General features: G+C 63.7%; 19 protein-coding genes. 18 read left to right on the top strand and 1 reads right to left on the bottom strand.

Translation table 11 applies throughout. From position 1 onward, the window contains the following. Window positions 1–12: 12 nt before the first annotated feature. Window positions 13–972, bottom strand: coding sequence for an N-carbamoyl-D-amino-acid hydrolase (locus G8O24_RS14315; RefSeq protein WP_188100228.1), 960 nt, complete (start codon window positions 970–972; stop codon window positions 13–15). A 228-nt stretch (window positions 973–1200) separates the two neighbouring features. Between G8O24_RS14315 and G8O24_RS14310 the strand changes: the two genes are divergently transcribed. The 18 genes from G8O24_RS14310 (at window position 1201) to G8O24_RS14225 (ending at window position 21248) form a co-directional block, all read left to right on the top strand. Then, window positions 1201–1425, top strand: a complete 225-nt coding sequence (locus tag G8O24_RS14310) for a hypothetical protein (protein ID WP_188100226.1) — start codon at window positions 1201–1203, stop codon at window positions 1423–1425. Window positions 1426–1976: 551 nt separating this feature from the next. Further along, on the top strand, window positions 1977–2753 hold the full coding sequence (locus G8O24_RS14305; protein ID WP_188100224.1) for an ABC transporter ATP-binding protein: 777 nt from the start codon (window positions 1977–1979) through the stop codon (window positions 2751–2753). Further along, window positions 2750–3472 (top strand): ABC transporter ATP-binding protein, encoded by a 723-nt coding sequence (locus G8O24_RS14300; protein ID WP_188100222.1) that lies wholly within the window; start codon window positions 2750–2752, stop codon window positions 3470–3472. Before G8O24_RS14305 ends, G8O24_RS14300 begins: the two co-directional genes overlap by 4 nt. A 2-nt stretch (window positions 3473–3474) precedes the next feature. Continuing rightward, on the top strand, window positions 3475–4389 hold the full coding sequence (locus G8O24_RS14295; protein WP_188100221.1) for a branched-chain amino acid ABC transporter permease: 915 nt from the start codon (window positions 3475–3477) through the stop codon (window positions 4387–4389). Window positions 4390–4392: 3 nt separating this feature from the next. After that, window positions 4393–5466: a branched-chain amino acid ABC transporter permease gene (locus G8O24_RS14290; protein WP_188100220.1), complete on the top strand. Its 1074-nt coding sequence runs from the start codon at window positions 4393–4395 to the stop codon at window positions 5464–5466. A gap of 28 nt (window positions 5467–5494) precedes the next feature. Next, window positions 5495–6682 carry an ABC transporter substrate-binding protein gene (locus G8O24_RS14285; RefSeq protein WP_188100219.1) on the top strand — a complete coding sequence of 396 codons (1188 nt, stop codon included), beginning with the start codon at window positions 5495–5497 and terminating at the stop codon, window positions 6680–6682. Between the two features lie 89 nt (window positions 6683–6771). Beyond that, a complete protein-coding gene (locus G8O24_RS14280) occupies window positions 6772–7500 on the top strand; it encodes a LamB/YcsF family protein (protein ID WP_188100218.1) in 729 nt (242 codons plus the stop codon). Between the two features lie 38 nt (window positions 7501–7538). Next, on the top strand, window positions 7539–7781 hold the full coding sequence (locus tag G8O24_RS14275; RefSeq protein ID WP_188100217.1) for an acetyl-CoA carboxylase: 243 nt from the start codon (window positions 7539–7541) through the stop codon (window positions 7779–7781). Between the two features lie 16 nt (window positions 7782–7797). Further along, window positions 7798–9198 carry an acetyl-CoA carboxylase biotin carboxylase subunit gene (locus G8O24_RS14270; protein WP_188100216.1) on the top strand — a complete coding sequence of 467 codons (1401 nt, stop codon included), beginning with the start codon at window positions 7798–7800 and terminating at the stop codon, window positions 9196–9198. A 40-nt stretch (window positions 9199–9238) separates the two neighbouring features. Beyond that, complete coding sequence (locus G8O24_RS14265) at window positions 9239–10114, top strand: 5-oxoprolinase subunit B family protein (protein WP_188100214.1); 876 nt, start codon at window positions 9239–9241, stop codon at window positions 10112–10114. Further along, a complete protein-coding gene (locus G8O24_RS14260; protein ID WP_188100213.1) occupies window positions 10104–11081 on the top strand; it encodes a 5-oxoprolinase subunit C family protein in 978 nt (325 codons plus the stop codon). Before G8O24_RS14265 ends, G8O24_RS14260 begins: the two co-directional genes overlap by 11 nt. A gap of 230 nt (window positions 11082–11311) precedes the next feature. Further along, a complete protein-coding gene (locus G8O24_RS14255) occupies window positions 11312–12277 on the top strand; it encodes a LysR family transcriptional regulator (RefSeq protein ID WP_188100211.1) in 966 nt (321 codons plus the stop codon). A gap of 123 nt (window positions 12278–12400) precedes the next feature. Beyond that, window positions 12401–13360: an AraC-like ligand-binding domain-containing protein gene (locus G8O24_RS14250; RefSeq protein WP_188100209.1), complete on the top strand. Its 960-nt coding sequence runs from the start codon at window positions 12401–12403 to the stop codon at window positions 13358–13360. Window positions 13361–13517: 157 nt separating this feature from the next. Continuing rightward, window positions 13518–15542 (top strand): hydantoinase/oxoprolinase family protein, encoded by a 2025-nt coding sequence (locus tag G8O24_RS14245; RefSeq protein ID WP_188100384.1) that lies wholly within the window; start codon window positions 13518–13520, stop codon window positions 15540–15542. A gap of 4 nt (window positions 15543–15546) precedes the next feature. Beyond that, complete coding sequence (locus tag G8O24_RS14240) at window positions 15547–17508, top strand: hydantoinase B/oxoprolinase family protein (RefSeq protein WP_188100207.1); 1962 nt, start codon at window positions 15547–15549, stop codon at window positions 17506–17508. A 26-nt stretch (window positions 17509–17534) separates the two neighbouring features. Then, window positions 17535–18416, top strand: coding sequence for an FAD binding domain-containing protein (locus tag G8O24_RS14235; RefSeq protein WP_188100205.1), 882 nt, complete (start codon window positions 17535–17537; stop codon window positions 18414–18416). Next, window positions 18400–18864: a (2Fe-2S)-binding protein gene (locus G8O24_RS14230; protein WP_376708104.1), complete on the top strand. Its 465-nt coding sequence runs from the start codon at window positions 18400–18402 to the stop codon at window positions 18862–18864. Before G8O24_RS14235 ends, G8O24_RS14230 begins: the two co-directional genes overlap by 17 nt. Before the next feature lie 14 nt (window positions 18865–18878). Next, window positions 18879–21248, top strand: coding sequence for a xanthine dehydrogenase family protein molybdopterin-binding subunit (locus G8O24_RS14225; protein WP_188100203.1), 2370 nt, complete (start codon window positions 18879–18881; stop codon window positions 21246–21248). Window positions 21249–21254: the final 6 nt, after the last annotated feature.

The raw sequence follows: 21254 nt of genomic DNA, 5'->3' as shown, positions 1-21254 counted from the left end.
GCAACACGCGAACTACGCCTTCGGCCGCACCGGCGTGCCGTCCGCCATCAGGTTCACGCCCTTCCGCTCGACGATCATCCCGTAGGCCTGCGGCTGGCGGTGAATGTCGAAATTGAACGTGGTGCGCTGGTAGGAATGGCAGAGATCGAGATCGCAGCGCGCAAGCGCGAGCTCGTCGCCCTTGGTCGTGCAGCGCGCGATGATCTCGCCCGACGGCGCGATGATGCAGCTGCCGCCGATATGGTCGACGCCTTCCTCGACACCGGCCTTGGCGACGCCGACCACGAACGTGCCGTTTTGATAAGCGCCTGCCTGCATCACCAGATGATTGTGGAACAGCGAGAGATCGTCATGCTCCGGCGCCGGTGGATTATGCACCGGCGTATTGTAGCCGATCATCACCATCTCGACGCCCTGCAGGCCCATCACCCGATAGGTCTCGCTCCAGCGGCGGTCGTTGCAGATGGCCATTCCCATCGACCCGCCGAACGCATCGACGACGCCGAAACCGGAGCCCGGCTCGAAATAGCGCTTCTCCAGATGCTGGAATTTGCGCCAGGGCTCATGCTCGGCATGGCCGGGCAGATGCACCTTGCGGTATTTCGCGACGATGGTGCCGCTCTTGTCGACCAGGACCGATGTGTTGTAGCGGTGCACGACACCCGCTTCGATCGTCAGCTCGGCATAACCGAGATAAAATCCGATGCCGCTCTCGCGGGCGAGGTCGAACAGCGCTTGCGTCTCCGGCCCCGGCATGTCGCGCTCGAAAAAGCGGTCGATCTCGGCCTGATCCTCGAAGTACCAGCGCGGAAAGAACGTGGTCAGCGCAAGCTCGGGATAGACGATCAGGTCGCAGCCATTGGCGTGTGCCTGGCGCATCAGCGCCATCAGCCGCGCCACGACGTCCGTTCTCGTCTCGGTTCTCGCAATCGGACCCAACTGGCCGGCAGCGACAGTCACAAATCTCGCCACGAATTGTCCCTCTTTCGTTTCCCGAACTGGTCGGGCCTACCTGCGCCCATGCAGGTTCTGCGCCTTCCGGGCGCAGGTTATCGAGAATGAGCCACCGGGCGAAGGTATTCAGGAACTTTCGTTGCCGATCTGCAACGGTTCCCGATGATCTAACACCGGCCAAAAGAAACGCCCATTGCGGCCACGAACCCTGCTCACAACGCCGTGAGACAAGTCAGGGGAACGACGATGCGTGCACAACGCGTTTGGAACGTGAACGGGGCCGTCAGCATCGGGCAGCTTCAATCGAAACTGGATGATCTGAACAAGCGCCTCAGCCAGCTTGAGAGCCAACATCCCGAGAGCTGGAAGATCGACGAGCTGAAATCGAGCGCGCTCAGCCTGTCGCGGGAGATCGACGACATCCGCTGCGCCGAGGCGACAGCAGCGTTGCGGGAATTGCTGCGGAAGTAGCCGGGCACGGCGATTCAGCGCTGGCGAAGGAACCAACGCGCAGTCCCGCCATTTCCATGCTGAGCATGGAGCAAGATCATGACCAGGCATCTGACGCGAGCCCATCTCGCGCGCGGCGTCGCCGGCGCGGTTTCCACGCTGGTCCTGTGCGCGACGGCAGCTTTCACCATCGCACATCACTTCGCGCTGTGATGAATCTGGCGCCGTGAGGAATGCCGCACGGCGTGCGCCCCCCGAGGAGTCGGCGAGGCTGCAAGACTTTGGCGAGATGACGTTGCCGACCGCGATGGCCGCGAGTTCGTGAGCCGCTGGCGAGGAGCCGCCGAAGCCGCGCGGCGGCCAGGGCGTTCGCGCCAGTTTTCCCTCGCTTCAGTCTTGCTGCTCCGCGGCTCCGGAGCGCGACGATTCGCGCTGCCCGACCACGAAATATTCCCGCAACGTCAGCGTCATCAGAATTTCCGATATCCGCGAACGATATTTCGAATTTTACAAGCGCCTCCCGCAACGCAAAACTTCCGCTCGTGATTAGCGGCGAGTGAGAAGGCGTTGAGATGACTTCCAGTGGCTTGGAATTGGGCGCTCGCGACGTCAGCGTCCAATTCGAAGGCTTGAAAGCGCTTTCCAAAGTTACGCTCTCGGTACCGCGGGGACGCATCACCGGACTGATCGGCCCCAACGGCGCCGGGAAGACGACACTTATCAACGTGCTGACGGGGTTCCAGCCGGTCGGCACCGGCACCATCGAGCTGGAAGGCGAGATACTCAACGGCATCGCGGCCCACAAGCTCCGACGCAAGGGCGTCGCGCGCACGTTTCAGTCCGGCCGACTTTTCCGCGACCTGCCGGTCGTGGACAATCTCGAAGTCACGGGCGTCGGTCTCGGCCAAACGCGGCGCGAAGCGATCGCGGAGGCAGAGCGGGTGATGACCTGGCTTGGCATCTCGCACCTCCGCAGCACGATCGCAGGCGCCCTGCCCTACACCGACGAGCGCCGCGTCGCTATCGGCCGCGCCATCATGTGTGCGCCGCGCTATTTGCTGCTGGACGAGCCCGCGGCCGGCATGTCCGAGCATGAAAGCCACGATCTGGCCTTCATCATCAGGCGGATCGCCGGAGAGCTCGGCGTCGGTGTGCTGCTGATCGAACACAACATTGGCCTCGTGCTCGAACTCTGCGAGCGCATCTTCGTGCTCGATTCCGGCGAGATCATCGAAGTCGGGGTTCCTGCGCAGATCCGCGACAGCGACGCGGTCCGGCACGCCTATATGGGCACGCAGCGCGACGAAGTGATTCCGGCGCTCGCGACCGAGATGGGCGCTGCATCATGACCCTGCTCGCCGTCGACGACCTCACCGTAAGCTACGGGCGCCTGACGGCCTTGCGCGGCGTCACGCTGAGGATCGCCGAGGGTGAAGTCCTGTTCGTGACAGGCCCCAACGGCGCGGGAAAATCGACGCTGCTGAACGCGATCGCCGGCGTCGTGCCGGCGGGATCCGGCTCCATCACCATGGATGGTGCGAAAGTGACCGGCGCCCCGCCGGAGAACATCGCCCGGCGGGGATTTTCGCTGGTGCCGGAAGGACGCAACGTCTTCGGGGCACTGAGCATCGAGGAAAATCTGAAGGTCGGCGTCGGCATGCGAGCCGACAGGCACAAGATCGCCGGCGATCTGGAGTCCGTCTACGCCGAGTTCCCGATGCTGGCCGATCGCCGTCACACCCCGGCTGGCATGCTCTCCGGCGGCCAGCAGCAGATGCTCGTCATCGGTCGCGCGTTGATGACCGCTCCGCGCATCATGGCCATCGACGAGCCTTCTCTGGGACTTGCACCCAAGATCATCGATCAGGTCTACGAGATCCTCGTGCGGCTGCGGGCGCAGCGCAAGCTGACGCTGCTGATCGTCGAGCAGAGCTCGACGCGCGCCATGATGACCGGCGGGCGCATGATCCTGATCCGCGGCGGACGCATCGTCCTCGAAGGCGCCGCGACCGACTTGATCAAGGACGAACGCCTGAAGCAGGCCTATTTCGGCTTCGGAGACCACTGAGAATGACGGCGGTGCTGCAGATCATCTTCGACGCGCTGAGCCTCGGCAGTCTCTACGCTCTCGGCGCGCTGGGTATTGCCCTGATCTTCGGCGTCATGCGCCTCGTCAACTTCGCCCATGGCGACTTCATAGCCTTCTGCGTGTTCGCGATGTTGTGGCCGTCGATCGATGCGACGGCGGTCGTTTTCGTCGGCCTGCTGCCGTTCTATCTCCTGATCCCTCTCCTGCTCATCATCGGTGCAGCACTGTCGATCCTGTCGGAGATCATCGTGTTCCGCCGTTTCCGCAACACCAATCCGGCGACGATGATGATCGCCTCGTTCGCTCTCGGCTTCGTCATCCGCCATGTCCTGCTGATGTTCTATTCGAGCCGCCCGAAATCGATCACACTTTGGCCCAGCCTCGGCCTGCCCGTCGATTTTCTCGGCGCTCACATCCCGATGCTGCAAGTCGTGACCATCGTCATCACGCTAGCCGCACTCGCGGTGCTCGTGCTGTTTCTCAAGCGCACGCGCTATGGTCTGGAAATGCGCGCCGCGGCCGAGAACTTCACCATGGCACGCATGCTCGGGGTTCGCGCCAACGGCGTGATCCTGCTGGCCTTTGCCATCAGCGGCATGCTGGCCGCGGCGATCGGATTGATCCTGGCCACCATCTCCGGCACCGCCGACATCAACATGGGCGCCAACGTCATGCTGATCGCCTTCATCGCCACCGTGATCGGCGGTCTCGGCAGCGTGCCCGGTGCGGTCGCCGGCGGCTTCATCATTGGCGCCGCCAGCGTCGTCTTCCAGGCAACTTTGCCGCATGACGCCCGCGTCTTCCGCGACGCCTTCGTCTATGGCGCGGTCATCGTGGTCCTGCTGGTCCGGCCGCAAGGCCTGTTTGCGCCGAAATCCGCCAAGCAGAGGGTCTGATCGATGTCAAAGCGGCCGTCGGTCATCCGGCAAACAATCCTGACGCCGATCGTCCTGATCGTCGTGCTGCTCCTCATGGCCGCCCTGACCTATCAGTTCGGCAGCCGCGCGTTCAACCGGACGGCCGTCGAGATGTTCATCAACATCATGGTTGTCGTCGGCCTCTACGTGTTTGTCGGAAATTCGGGTCTGCTGTCGTTTGGACACATCAGCTTCATGTGCATTGGCGCGTACATGACCGCATGGCTTGCCATTCCGCCGGTGATGAAGTCGATCACGCTCAAGGGGCTGCCGACGTGGCTGCTGCATACGCAATTGCCGATGTGGGTGGCGACCCCCATCTCGGGCGTGTTCGCCGCCCTTTTCGCGCTCGTCGTCGGGCGCGTCATCATGCGTCTGTCCGGAATTGCAGCTTCCATCGCGACCTTCGGACTGCTCGGCGTCGTCAACAACGTCTATTCGAACTGGGATTCGGTCACGGGTGGACAAGGTTCGATCGTCGGCATACCGCCGACCATGAACGTGTGGATCGGCTGGCTAGGCGCAGCGATTGCGATCGTGATCGCATATCTCTACGCGACTTCCCGCTCGGGACTCGCGCTTCGCGCCACACGCGACGAATCCATCGCGGCCAGCGCCTCCGGCATCGACATCGTCCGCGAACGGCTGACCGCATTCGTCGTCAGCGCTTTCATCATCGGCATCGCCGGCGCGCTCTACGCGCACTTCCTGAGCATCGTCAACCCTGGCGCGTTTTATCTGCGGACGACCTTCATCACCCTGTCGATGCTGGTCGTCGGCGGCATGTACAGCCTTAGCGGGGCGGTCACCGGCGTGGTCGCGATCTCGGTACTGATCGAGTTGTTCCGCAACCTCGAGAAGGGCGTCAGCCTCGGAGCACTCAAGGTGGCATTGCCGAACGGAGCTCAGGAGATCGCGATCGGCATCATCACCATCGTCATCCTGATGTACCTGCCGACCGGCCTCACCCGCAACCGGGAGTTCTCCTGGCGCGGATGGCCGGTGCTGGGACGATGGTCACGCCCCGCGCCGACGGCGGTGAAGGAGCTGAACTGAGTTTCACTACACAACTGGAGGAATAGTTATGCGTCTTGCGGGAATATTGGGTGTCCTGACTGGGTTGTCCGCGCTCTGGTTCACACCGGCCAAAGCGGCCGACGAGATCGTCGTCGGATTTGCAACCGCGGCTTCAGGCTTCATGCAAGCCTACGACAAGCCGGCACAAGATGCGGCCATGATCCGCATCGATGAAATCAACAAAGCGGGCGGCTTGCTCGGCAAGAAGATCAAGGCCGTTTTCGCCGACACCAAGACCGATCAGGCTGAAGGTGCCAAGGCCGGTCTCGCGGTGCTCGACCAGGGCGCAGATCTGGTGGTCGTTTCCTGCGATTACGATTTCGGCGCGCCGGCGGCCCTCCAGGCGCAAGCGGCCGGCAAGGTCTCGTTCTTCCTCTGCGCGGAATCGATCAAGGCCGGCATCCCCGGCGTCGGCCCCTACTCGTTCTCCGGCTCTGTGCTGGCTGCCGTGCAGGGTGCAACCATGGCGGAATGGGCCTACAACAAGAAGAATGCCCGCAGCTTCTACCGGCTGCTCGACAGCTGGACCGTCTACAACAAGGGCATCTGCGACGGCTTCGACTGGATGATGCCGAAGCTGAAGGACGCGACGCTGGCCGGAAGCGACACATTCAAGAACGATGATGCTTCGATCGCGTCCCAGATCACGCGTATCAAGAGCCTGCCAAAGGAACCCGACGCCATCATGGTCTGCACGATGATGCCGGGCGCGGTGTCGGCCATCAAGCAGATCCGGGCGGCCGGCATCAAGTCGATGATCCTCAACGGCTCGAGCATGGACGGCAGCTACTGGCTGAATGCCATTCCCGATCTGTCGAACTTCTACGTTCCGGTGCAGGGCTCGATCTACGGTGACGATCCCAATCCGAAGGTCAACGAGTTCAACAAGAAGTACAAGGATGTCACCGGCGGCGACCCATCGAGCCAGTATGTCTATCCCGGCTATGTCCTGATCGAGGTCTGGGCCAAGGCGGTCGAGCGTGCCAAGACCACAGACGCCCCGGCTGTGGTCGCCGAGCTTGAAAAGATGAACAACGAGGCCACTCTGTTCGGGCCGCGCACCTTCAACAAGGACATCCACCACCAGAACCAGGGCCGCTACCTGATCATCGACACCGAGGGTGGCAAGCCCAAGATGGTCGATCAGTGGACCATCTCGGAGAAGATCCCGGTCGATTATCTGGTGTCGAAGTAAGCTGGCAGTACGCCGCCCGCGGTCAATGTCGCATCTGCGGGCGGCCTTGTGCCTTGGTCGAATGCAAGCCGTTGAGAGGAAACAGGAGAATGGTCGTGATCAATTGCGACATGGGCGAGGCCTATGGCCTCTACAAGATGGGTGACGACAAGGCGCTGATGCCCCATATCGATGTCGCCAACGTGGCTTGCGGCTTTCACGCATCCGACTTCAACCACATGCGCAAGACGGTGCAGCTCGCCAAACAGTTCGGCGTCAAGGTCGGCGCCCATCCGTCACTGCCAGACTTGCAGGGTTTCGGACGACGGGAGATGAAGATCGACCGCGAGGAGTTGACGAACTGCCTGCTGTATCAGATTGGTGCGCTCAAGGCATTCCTCGATGCCGAAGGCATGCCGCTCAATCACATCAAACCGCATGGCGCCCTCTACGGCATGGCCGCGCGCAACGAGAACATCGCCGAGGCCGTCGCGGATGCCGCCGATGTCTACAAGGTGCCGCTGCTCGGCATGAAAGGCACGCTGCATCAGATGGTCTACGAGCGCCGCGGCCACACCTTCGTCGCCGAATATTACGCCGACCTAGACTACAATGCCGACGGCAGCCTCATCATCACGCGCGAGCACGAGCCCAAGGATCCGGCCGATGCGGCGTCACGTTGCACGCGCGCCGTGAACGAGGGCAAGACCCGATCAGTGGCCGGCAACGACGTCCTGGTCGGAGCCGACTCGATCTGCATCCACTCGGACACGCCCAATGCCGTCGCGATCGCGCACGCCGTTCGCGAGGCCGTCCGCCCCTATCTCGCCGCTCGGTGAGGCGGGGCCGGAAACAGCCGATCTTTCAGGAGCACTCCATGGCAACACAGCAGATATTCTCGCCGCTACCCGGCATATTCTACCGCAAGCCCGCACCCGACAAGCCCGACTACAAGTCGGACGGAGACACGATCGCGGAGAACGACACGATCGGCCTGATCGAGGTGATGAAATCCTTCAACGAGGTGAAGGCCGGCGCAGCGGGCAAGATCCTGCGTTTCCTGGCCGAGAACGAGGAAGCCGTGATGGCAGGACAGCCAATTGCCGAGATTGATGTTTGAGACCACCAGGCCGGCCATGACGATCCAAAAGCTCCTCATCGCCAATCGCGGAGAGATCGCCGTCCGCATCATTCGTGCGGCGCGCGAGCTCGGCATTGCGACCGTCCAAGTCTACAGCAAGGCCGACAAGGACTCGCTTGCCGTCAGGCTGGCCGACGAGTCGATCGAGATCGGTCCGCCGCAGGCTTCAAAGTCCTATCTCAACCAGGCGACGATCCTCGCCGCCGCCCAAGCGACCGGCGCCGACGCGATCCATCCGGGCTATGGCTTCCTGGCCGAGAACGCCGAGTTCGCGGCCGCCGTCGAGGCGGCAGGGCTGATCTTTGTCGGCCCGACGGCGCAATCGATCCGGCTGATGGGCGACAAGGTCGCGGCCCGGGAAGCTGCGGCTGCGGCTGGCGTGCCGACCGTGCCCGGCAGCGCCGGACGCCTGGAGTCTGCCGCTGCAGCCTTCGCACTGGTGGAAACGACCGGCTTCCCGGTGATGATCAAGGCTGCGGCCGGCGGCGGCGGACGTGGCATCCGCATCGCGCGTTCGGCCGAGGAATTCCATCATCTGATGCCGCAGGCGCAGGCGGAAGCACTCGCGGCTTTCGGCGATGGCGGGCTCTACGTCGAGAAGCTGATCGAAGGCGCGCGGCACATCGAGGTGCAAATCCTCGGCGACGGGCGCGACGTCATCCATTGTTTCGAACGCGAGTGTTCGCTGCAACGGCGCCGTCAGAAGGTCTGGGAGGAAGCCCCCTCGCCTTCGCTGACGCCGGCCGTTCGCGACAGACTGTGTTCGTCGGCGGTCGCGCTCGCCAAGGCCGTCGACTATCGCGGCGCCGGAACGCTGGAATATCTCTATGACGACCGCAGCCACGAATTCTACTTTCTGGAGATGAACACGCGCATTCAGGTCGAGCATCCCGTGACGGAAATGGTCACCGGCATCGACCTCGTTGGCGAAATGATCCGGATTGCCGGCGGCGAGCCGCTGCGCATCAGCCAGGATCAGGTTCGCGTCCGCGGTCATTCGATCGAGGTCCGCATCAACGCCGAGGACCCCGCGAAGGGATTCCTCCCATGCCCCGGCACAATCAGCGGGCTCAGCGTACCCGAGGGAGACGGCGTGCGCTTCGATAGCATGCTCTATCAGGGCTACACCGTACCGCCGTTCTACGACAGCATGCTCGGCAAGCTGATTGTGCACGACAAGGACAGAGCGAGCGCGATCCGGCGACTCGATCGAGCGCTCGCGGAGCTCCGCGTCGAGGGCCTGGCGACGACAAAGCCGCTGCATCAGGCGCTCGCCCGCGATCCCGACGTCCAGGCCGCGCGCTTTCATACTGCCTGGCTCGAGCCATGGCTGGAAACGCATGCCGCCTCGCTCACCACAGCAGCGCCGTCATCCACCACCAGGGTCGCGCAATGACCGAAGACCCCGCCCCGCCAGCAACAGGAGGCCGCTAGTCATGCAAACCCGATTTTCCTACGGCGGCGACGAGCACATCTTCGCCGAGGTCGCTGAGTCCATGTCACTGGAGGCCTTCTTCAAAGGCCTCTTCATCACCAATGCGGTGCGCGACGCCAAGATCAAAGGCGTGACCGAGATCTGCCCGGCCAACGCATCCTATCAGGTCAAGTTCGATCCGGATCAGATCAAGCCCGACGATCTGCTTGCCGAGCTGAAAAAGCTGGATTCGGCATCCGAGAAATCCGCTCCCGTCATCAAGACGCGGATCATCGAAATCCCGGTGCTCTACAATGATCCCTGGACGCATGAGACCTTGATGCGCTTCCGCGAGCGCCATCAGGATCCGAACGGCACCGATCTCGAATATGCCGCGCGCATCAACGGGCTCGATGGAGTCGACGCCTTCATCAAGGCGCATTCCAGCGCGCCATGGTTCGTCTCCATGGTCGGCTTCGTCGCAGGCCTGCCGTTCCTCTACCAGATGGTGGAACGCCAGCGGCAGATCCAGGCGCCGAAATATCTGCGCCCGCGCACGGACACACCGAAACTCACGGTCGGGCACGGCGGATGCTTCAGCTGCATCTATTCGGTACGCGGCGCCGGCGGCTACCAGATGTTCGGCATCACGCCGATGCCGATCTACGATCCCAACCAGAAGATCAGCTATCTGCGCGACTTCATGTGCCTGTTCAGGCCGGGCGACATCGTGAAATGGAAGCCGATTGATCGACCGGCCTATGACGCGGCCGTGGCCGATGTCGATGCGGGCCGTTTCGCGCCAATCATCCGCGACGTCTCATTCTCGCTGACCGAATTCAACAACGACATCGACGCCTATAATCGCAAGCTCGAGGGGGTTCTCCATGGCCATTAAAGTCCTGAAGCCCGGACTTGCCACAACCGTGCAGGACCTCGGGCGTCCCGGCTACTATCACATCGGCATCCCGCTCTCCGGCGGCATGGATCGTCACGCGCTTGCCGCTGCAAACCTGCTCGTCGGCAACGAGCAAGGCGCCGCCGTCCTCGAGGCCGTGTTTATGGGGCCGGAGCTCGAATTCACCGATGACGCGTTGGTCGCAATCACGGGCGCCGAGCTGCCGCCAAAGCTCGATGGCGAACCGCGAGAGACCTGGACGAGCTTCAAGGTGAAGCGCGGCCAGAAGCTGTCCTTCGATTTCCTCAAGCAGGGCGCGCGCGGCTATATCGCGATCGCTGGCGGCATCGACGTGCCGCTCGTCCTGGGCTCGCGTTCCACCTACGCGCTCGGCGCACTCGGCGGCTTCAAGGGCCGGAAGCTCGAGGCCGGTGACGAACTTCCTATCGGCAAGGCCAGCGCGTCCGTCAAGGACGGCCGCACCGTCGCGAAGGAGCTGCGTGGCCTGCCGGCGGGAATGCCGACGGAACTGCGCGTGATGCCCGGGCTTTACTGGCATCGCATCACGGAGATGGCTGGCATTGGGTTTTTCGGAGACACCTGGAAGGTCGCGCCGGAAGCCGATCGGATCGGCTACCGCTTCAAGGGCGGCAAGCCGCTCGAATTCGTGCCGCGCGAGCCGCCCTTCGGGGCAGGTTCGGATCCGTCCAACATTACCGATGCCTGCTACCCCTACGGATCGATCCAGGTCCCGGGCGGCACCGAACCGATCGTGCTGCATCGTGACGCGGTCTCGGGCGGCGGCTATTTCATGGTCGGCACGGTCATCGCAGCGGACATGGATTTGATCGGCCAACTACAGCCCAACACACCGGTGAAATTCGTCAAGGTTGGGATGGATGAGGCTCTTGGGGCGCGCAAGAGCCGGGCCGAACTGCTGAGCAAGCTTCGCAGCGCTTTGCCCTGACCGCCTTGCCGCTTCCGCGGCAACGGTCGGGCGGTATCTTGCTTCATCTTAACTGCCAAACGCCGATGCTACGGCGCTTGGTCGTTCTGACCGCCTGCTGTTCCAGTAAAATTGTTCCCCCATTGCCTACCCGTCAGGTGGGCACGAGAGTTGCATTGAAACCTGTCGCGCTGACAAGCAGCGCCAACCGCTCGTGAGTTAAGCAAAGTCAAAATATCGGATCGACCGCGATGTCCGTTTCTCTGAAACAAATCCGCTATTTCGTCGCCGCCGCCGAAACTGGACGTATCAGCCAAGCGGCCATCGACCTGAATGTCTCGCAATCCGCGGTCACGGCCGCGATCCAGCAGCTTGAAGCCATCGTCTGCGCTCGGCTGCTGGAACGCACACCGACCGGCGTCACCGTCACGATGGAGGGCAGCCGGTTCCTGTCGCAGGGACGCCAGATCCTGGCTTCGGTCGCCGAGGCCGTCCGCGGGACACATATATCCGCGGGCCCGCTGTTCGGAACGGTGCGCATCGGCGTCACCTACACTGTTTCGGGCTATTTTCTGCCGCGCCATCAGATGCGTTTCCAGGCCAGCTTTCCCGGGATCACGGTCGAACTGTTCGAGGCGCCGCGCGACGTGCTCGAACGCGCGGTCGTCGACGGAGCGCTCGATCTCGCAGTCATGCTGGTCTCGAACCTGCACAACAACGCCATGCTGGCGAGCGAGACGTTGTTGCGGTCGCCACGCCGGCTGTGGCTGGCTCCCGATCATCCGCTGACACGGGCCGAGCGGGTCCATCTCGCTGAAATCGCAACCTACCCTTACGTCATGCTCACCGTCGACGAAGCCAAGCACACGTCGATGCGATATTGGAACGCGCTGTCGCTCGAACCCAAAACGATCTTCCGCACCTCCTCCGTCGAAGCCGTTCGGTCCATGGTTGCCGGCGGAATGGGCATTACCATCCTGTCCGATCTCGTCTACCGGCCCTGGTCGCTCGAGGGCCAGCGGATCGAAACGCGCGTCATCGAGAACGAGGTGCCCAGCATGGACGTCGGACTGGCCTGGCGCCGTGACACCCAGTTTTCCGAGGCCGCGAAGGCGTATCGCGACTTCATGCGCTTTGCCGTGGCGGGCGTCGGTCCGGCACGTCCCCCCGTCGGCCCCGACCACCGACAACGATCGGACGAGGCCATCGAAATTTGAGATATCGGCCACCGCCTATTTCGATTTGACGCCGTCAGGCCGCCCTCGCCTAGCTTGGCGATCAGGACGGCCGGCGCGAAAGAGCGCAAGACCCAACGGCTGACGACAGCGACGGAGTGCGGCATGCAGGCCACTTATGCGACCGGCGATATTCCCGCGCAAGATCGACGGCATTTCTGGCAGGATGTCGTCTCCAAGACTTATTTCCCGCTCGATCTTGTGTTTCCCGGCGGTCGCACCTTCCACGCCAGCCTGGGTGCCTGGTCCATGGGTCCGCTCTCAATATCCCGCAATGTCTCGAATGGCTTGATGTACAGGCGCCGCGAACGGCACCTCGTCAACGAGCGTGAAGAATGCTTCCTCATCACGGTCCCGGAGCTGGCCGAAATCCGGTTTGAGCAGGACGGCAAGGATGTCCGGTGCCGGCCCGGCGCATTCGTGATCGAGCGAAGCCATCTGCCCTATGAATTCAGCCATGATGATCCGACATCGCTCTGGGTGCTGAAGATCCCGAGCGCCGTCCTTCGCGCCCGCATATCCCGTCCCGAACGCCTTGCGACGCTGCAATTCGACGCCAAGCGCAGCGTAGGTGCGCTTTTCGTCGACACGCTGCGACTTGCCGGCGAACGCATCGCGGACATGGACGAGGCGGCCAGGGCCATGATGGGCAAGCATCTCATCGATCTGCTGGCGATGGTGATCGAATCGGACGATCGCGTGCTGACGGGTCATTCCTCGTCCGTTCGCAGCGGCCATCTCCATCGCTGCGAGCAGTTCATTCGCACGCATCTCGACGACATGCGGCTCACGCCGCAAATGATCGCGGACGGCTGTGGCATCTCCCTCAGATATTTGCATCAGGTTTTTGAGGGAGAGGGTATCACTGTTTGCGCCTATATCCGGAACCAGCGCCTGTCGATGTCCGACGCCATGCTGCGCGATCCCGGCTGCCGCAAGACCATCTCCGAAATCGCCTATCAATGGGGCTTCGGCGACCAGGCGCAGTTCAGTCGGAACTACCGCAGCCGGTTCGGCTGCACCCCGAGCGAGGCTCGCGCTGCGGCGCGCACCGCCCTTCCCTGAAGGCCCGTTGGCGCACCTGACCTGGCTTTAGGCAGTCGGCGCCGGTGCGGCGGTCGTTGGTGCTCTCTCGCACAAATCTTCCTGCGCTCAGCGTCAAGAATTGCCGACCCCGATCTGCCTATGATCGGCGATCGCAATTCAATGAGGAAGTCGCATGGTGCAGAACCTTCGTGTAGCCGTCGACGTCGGCGGCACGTTTACCGATATCTGCATCATGGACGAGGCAACCGGCCTCATCCGCATCGAAAAGACGTCGTCGACCCCCGATCCCATCGAGGGGATCATGGGCGGCGTGTCCAAGGCAGGAATCGATCTTTCGGAGGTGGCGCTCTTTTCCCACGGTACCACCGTTGCAACCAACGCGCTCATCACGCGCCGCCTGCCCCGCACCGCGGTGGTCACGACCAAGGGGTTTCGCGACGTCATCGAGATCCGGCGCGCCAACAAGGAAGACCTCTGGGATACCTACAAGGACGTCGTGAAACCTTACGTCCCGCGACGCGACCGGCTGACCGTGCCGGAACGCGTTGACGCCGGTGGACTCGTGGTTGAGCCGCTCGATGTCGAGGCCGCGCGCGAGGTCGCGCGTATTCTCAAGCGCCGCAACGTTGCTGCGATCGCCGTCTGCTTCATGAACGCCTATCTCAACGGAGCGAATGAACGCGCCATGCGGGAGATCCTCCTGGAGGAAGTGCCCGACATTCCTGTCTCGATCTCATCGCAGGTGCTGCCCGAAATCTTCGAGCACGAGCGGTTTTCCACGACGGTCGCCAACGCCGTCGTGAGCCCGGTCGTGGTCAGCTACACAAGCCGGCTCGGCGAGCGTCTCGCCAATGAGGGCTATACCCGTGATCTGCTGTTGCTGCACACCGGTGGCGGCGTCATGACGCCGGCCAGTGTCAGGGATTTTGCCGCGCGCCTCGCCGGCTCCGGGATTGCCGCCGGCGCCATCGCCAGCCGCTACATCGCCGGCCTCTGCGGCTATCCCAACTCGATCGGCCTCGACATGGGGGGCACCTCCACTGACGTCTCGCTGGCCTACGAAGGGCAGTCGCGCATCACAAAGGACTGGCATATCGAGTTCGGCTATCCGATCCGCTTTGCGTCCATCGAGGTCCTCACCATCGGTGCCGGTGGTGGATCGCTGGCATGGACCGACTCGGCCGGCTCGCTGCGCAACGGCCCGCAATCGGCCGGCGCCTTTCCGGGCCCCGCCTGTTACGGCAACGGCAATACGCAGCCGACCAATACGGACGCTAACGTCACGCTGGGCCGGCTCGGCAGCAATCTCGCCGGTGGCAAGGTGCAGCTCGCCCCCGCGCTGGCACGTCAGGCCGTCGAAGACGGCGTTGCAAAGCCGTTCGGTCTCGGATTGCACGAGGCCGCGGACGCGATCGTCAAGGTCGCCAATGCCAACATGTCGGATGCCGTACGGTTGATCTCGATCAGCCGCGGCTACGATCCGCGCGACTTCGCCCTCGTGGCCTTTGGCGGCGCCGGTGCCCTGCACGGGGTCGATATTGCCCGGGAGCTTGCGATCCCCGTCGTTATTGTGCCGCCCAATCCCGGCGTAACTTCCGCGCTCGGCTGTCTCCTGGTCGATATGCAGCACGATTTCTCGCAGAGCTGCATGGTCGGCGCCGACGAGGCTGATGCGGCCGACATCGAGGCGCGGTTCGCGGCGCTTGAGGAGGAAGCACTCGCCCGGCTCACCCACGAAGGTATCGCATCACAGGATATCGTGCTCCAGCGCTCGATCGACATGATGTATCGGGGCCAGTGGCGGTCGCTCGCGGTCCATGCGCCGAGCCCCATCGGGGCGATCGCCGACCTCGTCCAGAGCTTCCATTCCGAGCACCAGCGTGAATACAACTTCCGCCGCGACAGCGCCCCGGTCAGCTTCTTTCGTCTCAATCTGAAGGCGGTGGGCGTCGTCCCCAAGGCGGAGTTCGCCGTCCACGAACCGACCGGTGCGATCCCTGAGCCGGTTGGTCGCCGCAGGGTATGGTTCGAAGGCAACGGGTTGGACACGCCCGTCTACGAGCGCGACGACCTGCCCTGCGGCTTCTCCTTTCAAGGGCCCGCGATCGTCGAACAGGTCGACGCGACGACTGTCGTGCCGCCGGGTGCAAGCGCCGAGGTCGACAAATATCTCAACATCATCATCCGCGTGAAGGAGTGAACCCATGGCCGGAGATCTCCCGCTCGACCCCGTGACCTTCGAAGTGCTGAAGAATTCCTTCATCACCAGCGTCGACCAGATGGGCGAGCAGGTCCTTCGGACCTGCTACTCCTTCGTCATCTACAATCGCGATTTCTCAAGTGCTCTGCATGACGCCCACGGCGAATGCGCCGCACAGGGCAATCAGGACATCGCCGTCCATGTCGGCACGCTGCATTTCACCTGCAAGGACGTCATGCGCTTTTTCGGCGACGATATGCATGAGGGTGACGTCTTCGCCATCAACGACCCCTATGCCGGTGGCACACACTTCCCGGATGTGCGCCTGATCCGACCCATCTTCGCCGACGGCAAGATTATCGCCTTCAGCCAGTCGAACGGGCATTGGTCGGATGTTGGCGGCAGCGTGCCGGGATCGTTCGACGTCGCCGCACGCGAAATGTTCCGCGAAGGCCTGCGCATCACGCCGGTCCGCCTGTTCGACAGAGGGCGCTTCTGCAAGGACGTTGCGCATCTGGTCGCCTCCAACACCCGAGATCCAGCGTCGATCATCGGCGACATCCAGGCGCAGTCCCAGGCCACACAGGTCTGCGCGCGCGAGATCCTGCGTCTCGTTAACAAATATGGTCGCGACACCGTCGAGACCGGCCTTGCTGCCGTACAGGACTATGTCGAACGCTCGGTGCGGCAGCGCATCGCGGCGCTGCCCGATGGCGAATGGGAGACGGTCGACTTCATCGACCGCGATCCAGCCGGCGGCGAGGGCATGATCCCGATCCGTATCAAGCTGACGATCAAGGGCGACCGCGCCATCTACGACTTCACCGGCAGCCACCCGACCATCGGCTCGATCTACAACTCGGCCTTCGGCACCACCTTCTCAGCCGTCGCGGCCGGCATGAAAACCTTCTTCCCGGATCTTCCGCTCAATTCCGGATTCTACCGCTGCTTTGAGATCATCGCGCCGGAAGGCTCGATCATCGATGCAAAATGGCCGATCGCAGTTACCGGCTTCCTGATGCCGTTCGAGAAGATCATGAACTCGATCTACGAGATGTGGTCGAAGCTGATGCCGGAGCGCGCGCTCGCCTGTGCGTTCAATCTCGAATATCTGCTCACCGGCGGGCTCGACGCCCGCAGCTCCGACAAGCCCATCTTCATGTTCTATGACTGGCTGCCCGGCGGCTGGGGCGGACGCAACGGCAAGGATGGCAGCAATGTCACGACGGCTTGCTTCGGTACCGGCCTGATGTCGCAACCCGTCGAAGGCCAGGAACGCGCCAATCCGATCCTGACCACGGAATGCGAAATCCTCAAGGACTCGCCTGGTCCCGGCAAATGGCGCGGCGGCGCCGGCGTCGTGAAGACCTCGCGCATGCTGCAGGCGGAGAAGACCGTGATTTCCTACATCTGCGACCGCGAGCGCGCCGTGGTGTGGGGCATTGAAGGGGGTCTGCCATCCATGCCGCACGGCCTGACGTTGATGCGCGCCGGCGGCCAGGGCGAAGAACGGCTCGGCTCGATCTTCTCGGATGTTCCGATCGGCGAAGGCGATATCTTCTCGCGCCCGACAGCGGGCGGCGGCGGGTTCGGCGATCCGCTCGAGCGCGACCCGGCCCTTGTGGTCGAGGACATCAAGGACGACTATGTCTCGGTCGAGCGCGCCGCGAAGGATTACGGCGTTGTCGTGCGCACGATTGACGCGGAGCTTTGCGAATACGAGGTCGACACGGCCGCCACCGCGGCACTTCGCGCCAAAATCAGGGCCGAGCGTGTCGCCAAAGTGCGGCTCGATCCCGAGGTCGTGGCGGAAAATTATCGCAGCGGTGCGATCAGCGTGCTCGACGTGATCCGGCAGCATGCCGTGATCCTCGACTGGGGCACCGGAGCGCTTCTTCCAAAATCCACAAGTCAGTTCCGCGAGGTGTTCGAGCGGCGCTCAGTGGCGAAATGGAGCGCAGGCTGACCGACCAAACCGAGAGCTCCGACGCCATGCAGGCACCCGCTTCGAGGTCCGTCTACATCGCACCATCTCTGCCGGCCGCGCTCGATGCCCTCGACGAAGGCGGCGCCGCGGCCGCGCCCTTCGCTGGGGGCACCTGGATCATGCGCGCTCCAATCCGGCACGAGCCACTCAAGTCCCTTTACGTCGCAATCGGGAAAATTCCGGAGCTCCGCGCGATCAAGGTCGATGCCGATGCGGTCGAGGTCGGCGCCGCGGTCACGCACGCCGCGCTGGCCGCAACGCTGGCGGAACTTGCGGAGTTCGACGTGCTCACGGCCGCAGCCAGCCGCTCCGCCAATCCGGCTATCCGCACAATGGCGACCATTGGCGGCAACCTCGCAACGACGGCATTCGCTGCGGCCGATTGCGTGCCCGCGTTGCTCTGCCTCGATGCCGACGTCGAGATCGCGAGCCGAGGCGGCCCGGAGCGAACCAGCCTGGAACGGTTCCTGACGATGAGATCGACACTGGCGCCGGGACGATTGCTTCACCGGATCATCGTGCCCCGGCGAGGTCGCAGGACGGTTCACGCCCGCCTGCCTCTGCGACAGGCCGGCGACTATCCGACCGCCATCGTCAGTCTGGCCGTGAGCCTCGACGAGGCCGGTCACGTTCGGACGGCGCGTGTCGCCGTCGGTTCGGTCGAGCCGGTCGCGCGTCGATGGCAGCGCCTCGAGCATGCTCTTGTCGGACATCCGCTCAACGCGGCGAAGGCGACCGATGCGGCGGCCGAACTGGCCGGTGAATTTACGGGGCGCGACAGTCCCGACGTGCCTGCCTGGTACCGGGTGCGCGTCCTCCCCGCCCTCGTCCGCCGTGCAGTCGCCGCGCTTGGGTCTGGAGCCGTCGGGGATGAACATGGGCATTGACCTGACCGTCAACGGCGATCACCTCACATCCACTTCCGATCCCGTGACCCCTCTCGTCGATGTGCTGCGCGAGGAATTTCATCTGACAGGCGCAAAGCCGGTGTGTCGCGAGGGCTTTTGCGGCGCTTGCATGGTCTTGATCGACGGCGATCCCACCCCATCCTGCCTGGTGCCGGCTGCGCTCGCCAACGGTTGCGATATCCGTACTGTTGAGGGCCTTGCCGCAAATGGCGGGTTGAACCCGATCCAGGCCGCGCTCGAGGCCTGCGATGCGGTCCAATGCGGCATGTGCTTTCCCGGCATGGTGGTGAGCCTGACGCATCTCGTGTCCACCCGTCCCGACGCCACGCGCGAGGACATTCGTGCAGCTCTCACAGGCAACATCTGCCGTTGCACCGGATACGAACGCATCATCGAGGCCGCACTACTGGCACTTGCGACGGCATGACGGGAGACGCAAAGATGTCTGACGCTTCCGCAACCATGAATTTTGCGCGACGCGACGCGGCGGACAAGCTGCGCGGCCGCACGCGCTACACAATCGATCGCTACCTGCCCGGCATGCTGCACGCGGCGATATTGCGCGCCGGTGTGCCCTCAGGTCGGATCGCCCGCCTCGATCTTACCAAGGCGGCCCGCATGCCCGGTGTGCGCGCCATCGTGACCGCAGCCGATGCGCCCGGCATGATCGGAATCGGCATCGCCGACCATCCGCTCTTTGCCCGCGACGTGATCCGCTACGATGGCGAGCCGATCGCCGCGATCGCGGCGGACACGCCGATGCAGGCCCAGGCCGCGCTGGCTGCAATTGACGTCGAGATTGAACGACTACCCGTGGTGCTCACCATGGCGGAAGCACTTGCTCCGGGCGCGCCGCTCGTCCATCCCGACTGGCGCAACTACGAGGTTCTGCTCGAAGGCGGCGCCCGCGGCGGCAACGTCGCCTGGGAAGCGACCGTCGTTCGCGGCGACGTCGATGCCGCCTTTGCCCGACCCGATGTCGAGATCATCGAAAGCTGCTTCCGGGTCGGCCGCCAGAACCATGTCGCCTTCGAGCCGCGTGCGGTGGTCGCAAGTTATGAAGACGGGCGCTTCCACATCGAGACATCGACCCAGGTACCCTGGACCATCCGCAACGCAACCGCGCGCCTGCTGGGCGTGCCCGCCTCCCGGGTTCGCGTCACGGTACCGCCGGTCGGCGGCGGCTTCGGCCTCAAATTCGATCTCGCGATCGAACCTTTTGCCGCCTTGCTCGCTCGGGCGAGCGGACGCCCGGTCCGGCTGGTCAATTCACGCGAAGAAGAGATGCTCACCTGCCTGTTTCGCGAAAATGCCGACATCCGCATACGTTCGGCGGTGACGCGCGATGGCGAGATCATCGGACGCGAAGCCGTCGTCCTGATGGATTGCGGCGCGTATGGCGGCGAGCAGATTTTCCTGACTACGATGACCGCTCACACGCTCGGGGGAAATTATTCACTTGGCGCGGTGAGGCTGGTCTCGCGCGCGATCTATACCAACACCGCCCCGAACGGCGCTTTCCGCGCCTGCAACGGCGTCTACAACACCTTCGCGCTCGAGCGGCATACCGACGAAATCGCGACCCGGATCGGCATGGATCCGCTCGCCTTCCGCCGCCGCAACGTGCTCGGCGACGGCGATCTCGGCGCCACCGGCCAGGTATTCGAGGGCGACGTGCTTGGCCCGATGCTCGACCGGATGGATACGATGCGCAATGCCGCAGCAGCACCGCCCGCGCGGGCCGACGGCCGGCTCTATGGACGCGCGACCACGGTAGGCACTTGGTTCGTCTTTGTCGGCCCATCGGCCGCGACCGTGAACATGAACGCCGACGGAACGGCAACGCTGGTGACATCCGGCGTCGAGATCGGGTCCGGCTCCATGATGCAGGCTCTGCCTCAGATCGTGGCCGGCACGCTCGGCCTCAGCCCCGACGACGTGATCGTTCGCTCAGCCGACACCGACGCCGCCGGCTACGATGTCGGCGTCGGAGGCGGCCGAACGACTGTCTCGCTCGGGGCAGCCAGCCTGTCGGCGGCACAAGAGGTCCGCACGAAGCTGCTGAAGGTCGCCTCCGAGATGATCGAGGCCGCGCCTGAGGACCTTGTGATGCGCTCCGGACGAATTGAAATCGCCGGCGCACCCGGCTCCGGCCGCCTGATCTCCGAAGTTGCGACGCGCGCCCAGGCGCAGATGGGCCCAATCTCCGGCACCGGCGCCTTCACAGGAGCCGGTGTGTCCGCAATGCCAGGTTGCGTCGCGGGCCATTTCATCGACGCGATCGACATCCCCGTTTTCGCCGTCCATGATTGCGAGGTCGCCGTCGACACGGAGACAGGACAGGTCGAGGTGTTGAGCTATCGCGTCGTCCAGGACGTTGGCCGCGCGCTGAACCCGCGCGCGATCCGTGGCCAGATCCAGGGCGGCGTGGTTCAGGGATTGGGTTACGCCTTGCACGAGGAAGTGACGATCGGCAGCAATGGCCGCGTCTGCCAAAATGGCCTCGAGACCTATCGCCTGCCCTTGGCCCTCGATGTCGTGCCGGTCGAGATCAACCTGTACGAGGGCGCGCCGTCGATCGGGCCGCTGGGCACGAAGGGCGCTGGCGAAGTGCCGATCCTGAATGTCGCGGCCGCCGTCGGATGCGCCATCGCCAACGCAACCGGAAAGGCGGTCCAGGAACTGCCATTGACTCCGCCGCGGGTGCTCGAACTCCTCCTCGACCAAAGACCAACACTGTGCCTGCCCCACATTGCCGAGACCTGGACAGAGAATTTGGTGCGCCCGCACGGCGCTGGCGGGTCGAATTGAACGCCT

It is taken from the genome of Bradyrhizobium campsiandrae, from assembly GCF_014529705.1.
Lineage (GTDB): Bacteria > Pseudomonadota > Alphaproteobacteria > Rhizobiales > Xanthobacteraceae > Bradyrhizobium > Bradyrhizobium campsiandrae.
The sequence above is the reverse complement of the archived record's forward strand: the minus strand, read 5'-3'. Positions and strand labels throughout refer to the sequence as shown.

What these genes read in the sequence shown, in the direction of transcription:
- G8O24_RS14310 (WP_188100226.1), top strand. Translation starts at nt 1,201, where the DNA reads ATGCGTGCACAACGCGTTTGGAACGTGAACGGGGCCGTCAGCATCGGG.
- G8O24_RS14305 (WP_188100224.1), top strand. Translation starts at nt 1,977, where the DNA reads ATGACTTCCAGTGGCTTGGAATTGGGCGCTCGCGACGTCAGCGTCCAA.
- G8O24_RS14300 (WP_188100222.1), top strand. Translation starts at nt 2,750, where the DNA reads ATGACCCTGCTCGCCGTCGACGACCTCACCGTAAGCTACGGGCGCCTG.
- G8O24_RS14295 (WP_188100221.1), top strand. Translation starts at nt 3,475, where the DNA reads ATGACGGCGGTGCTGCAGATCATCTTCGACGCGCTGAGCCTCGGCAGT.
- G8O24_RS14290 (WP_188100220.1), top strand. Translation starts at nt 4,393, where the DNA reads ATGTCAAAGCGGCCGTCGGTCATCCGGCAAACAATCCTGACGCCGATC.
- G8O24_RS14285 (WP_188100219.1), top strand. Translation starts at nt 5,495, where the DNA reads ATGCGTCTTGCGGGAATATTGGGTGTCCTGACTGGGTTGTCCGCGCTC.
- G8O24_RS14280 (WP_188100218.1), top strand. Translation starts at nt 6,772, where the DNA reads ATGGTCGTGATCAATTGCGACATGGGCGAGGCCTATGGCCTCTACAAG.
- G8O24_RS14275 (WP_188100217.1), top strand. Translation starts at nt 7,539, where the DNA reads ATGGCAACACAGCAGATATTCTCGCCGCTACCCGGCATATTCTACCGC.
- G8O24_RS14270 (WP_188100216.1), top strand. Translation starts at nt 7,798, where the DNA reads ATGACGATCCAAAAGCTCCTCATCGCCAATCGCGGAGAGATCGCCGTC.
- G8O24_RS14265 (WP_188100214.1), top strand. Translation starts at nt 9,239, where the DNA reads ATGCAAACCCGATTTTCCTACGGCGGCGACGAGCACATCTTCGCCGAG.
- G8O24_RS14260 (WP_188100213.1), top strand. Translation starts at nt 10,104, where the DNA reads ATGGCCATTAAAGTCCTGAAGCCCGGACTTGCCACAACCGTGCAGGAC.
- G8O24_RS14255 (WP_188100211.1), top strand. Translation starts at nt 11,312, where the DNA reads ATGTCCGTTTCTCTGAAACAAATCCGCTATTTCGTCGCCGCCGCCGAA.
- G8O24_RS14250 (WP_188100209.1), top strand. Translation starts at nt 12,401, where the DNA reads ATGCAGGCCACTTATGCGACCGGCGATATTCCCGCGCAAGATCGACGG.
- G8O24_RS14240 (WP_188100207.1), top strand. Translation starts at nt 15,547, where the DNA reads ATGGCCGGAGATCTCCCGCTCGACCCCGTGACCTTCGAAGTGCTGAAG.
- G8O24_RS14235 (WP_188100205.1), top strand. Translation starts at nt 17,535, where the DNA reads ATGCAGGCACCCGCTTCGAGGTCCGTCTACATCGCACCATCTCTGCCG.
- G8O24_RS14230 (WP_376708104.1), top strand. Translation starts at nt 18,400, where the DNA reads ATGAACATGGGCATTGACCTGACCGTCAACGGCGATCACCTCACATCC.
- G8O24_RS14225 (WP_188100203.1), top strand. Translation starts at nt 18,879, where the DNA reads ATGTCTGACGCTTCCGCAACCATGAATTTTGCGCGACGCGACGCGGCG.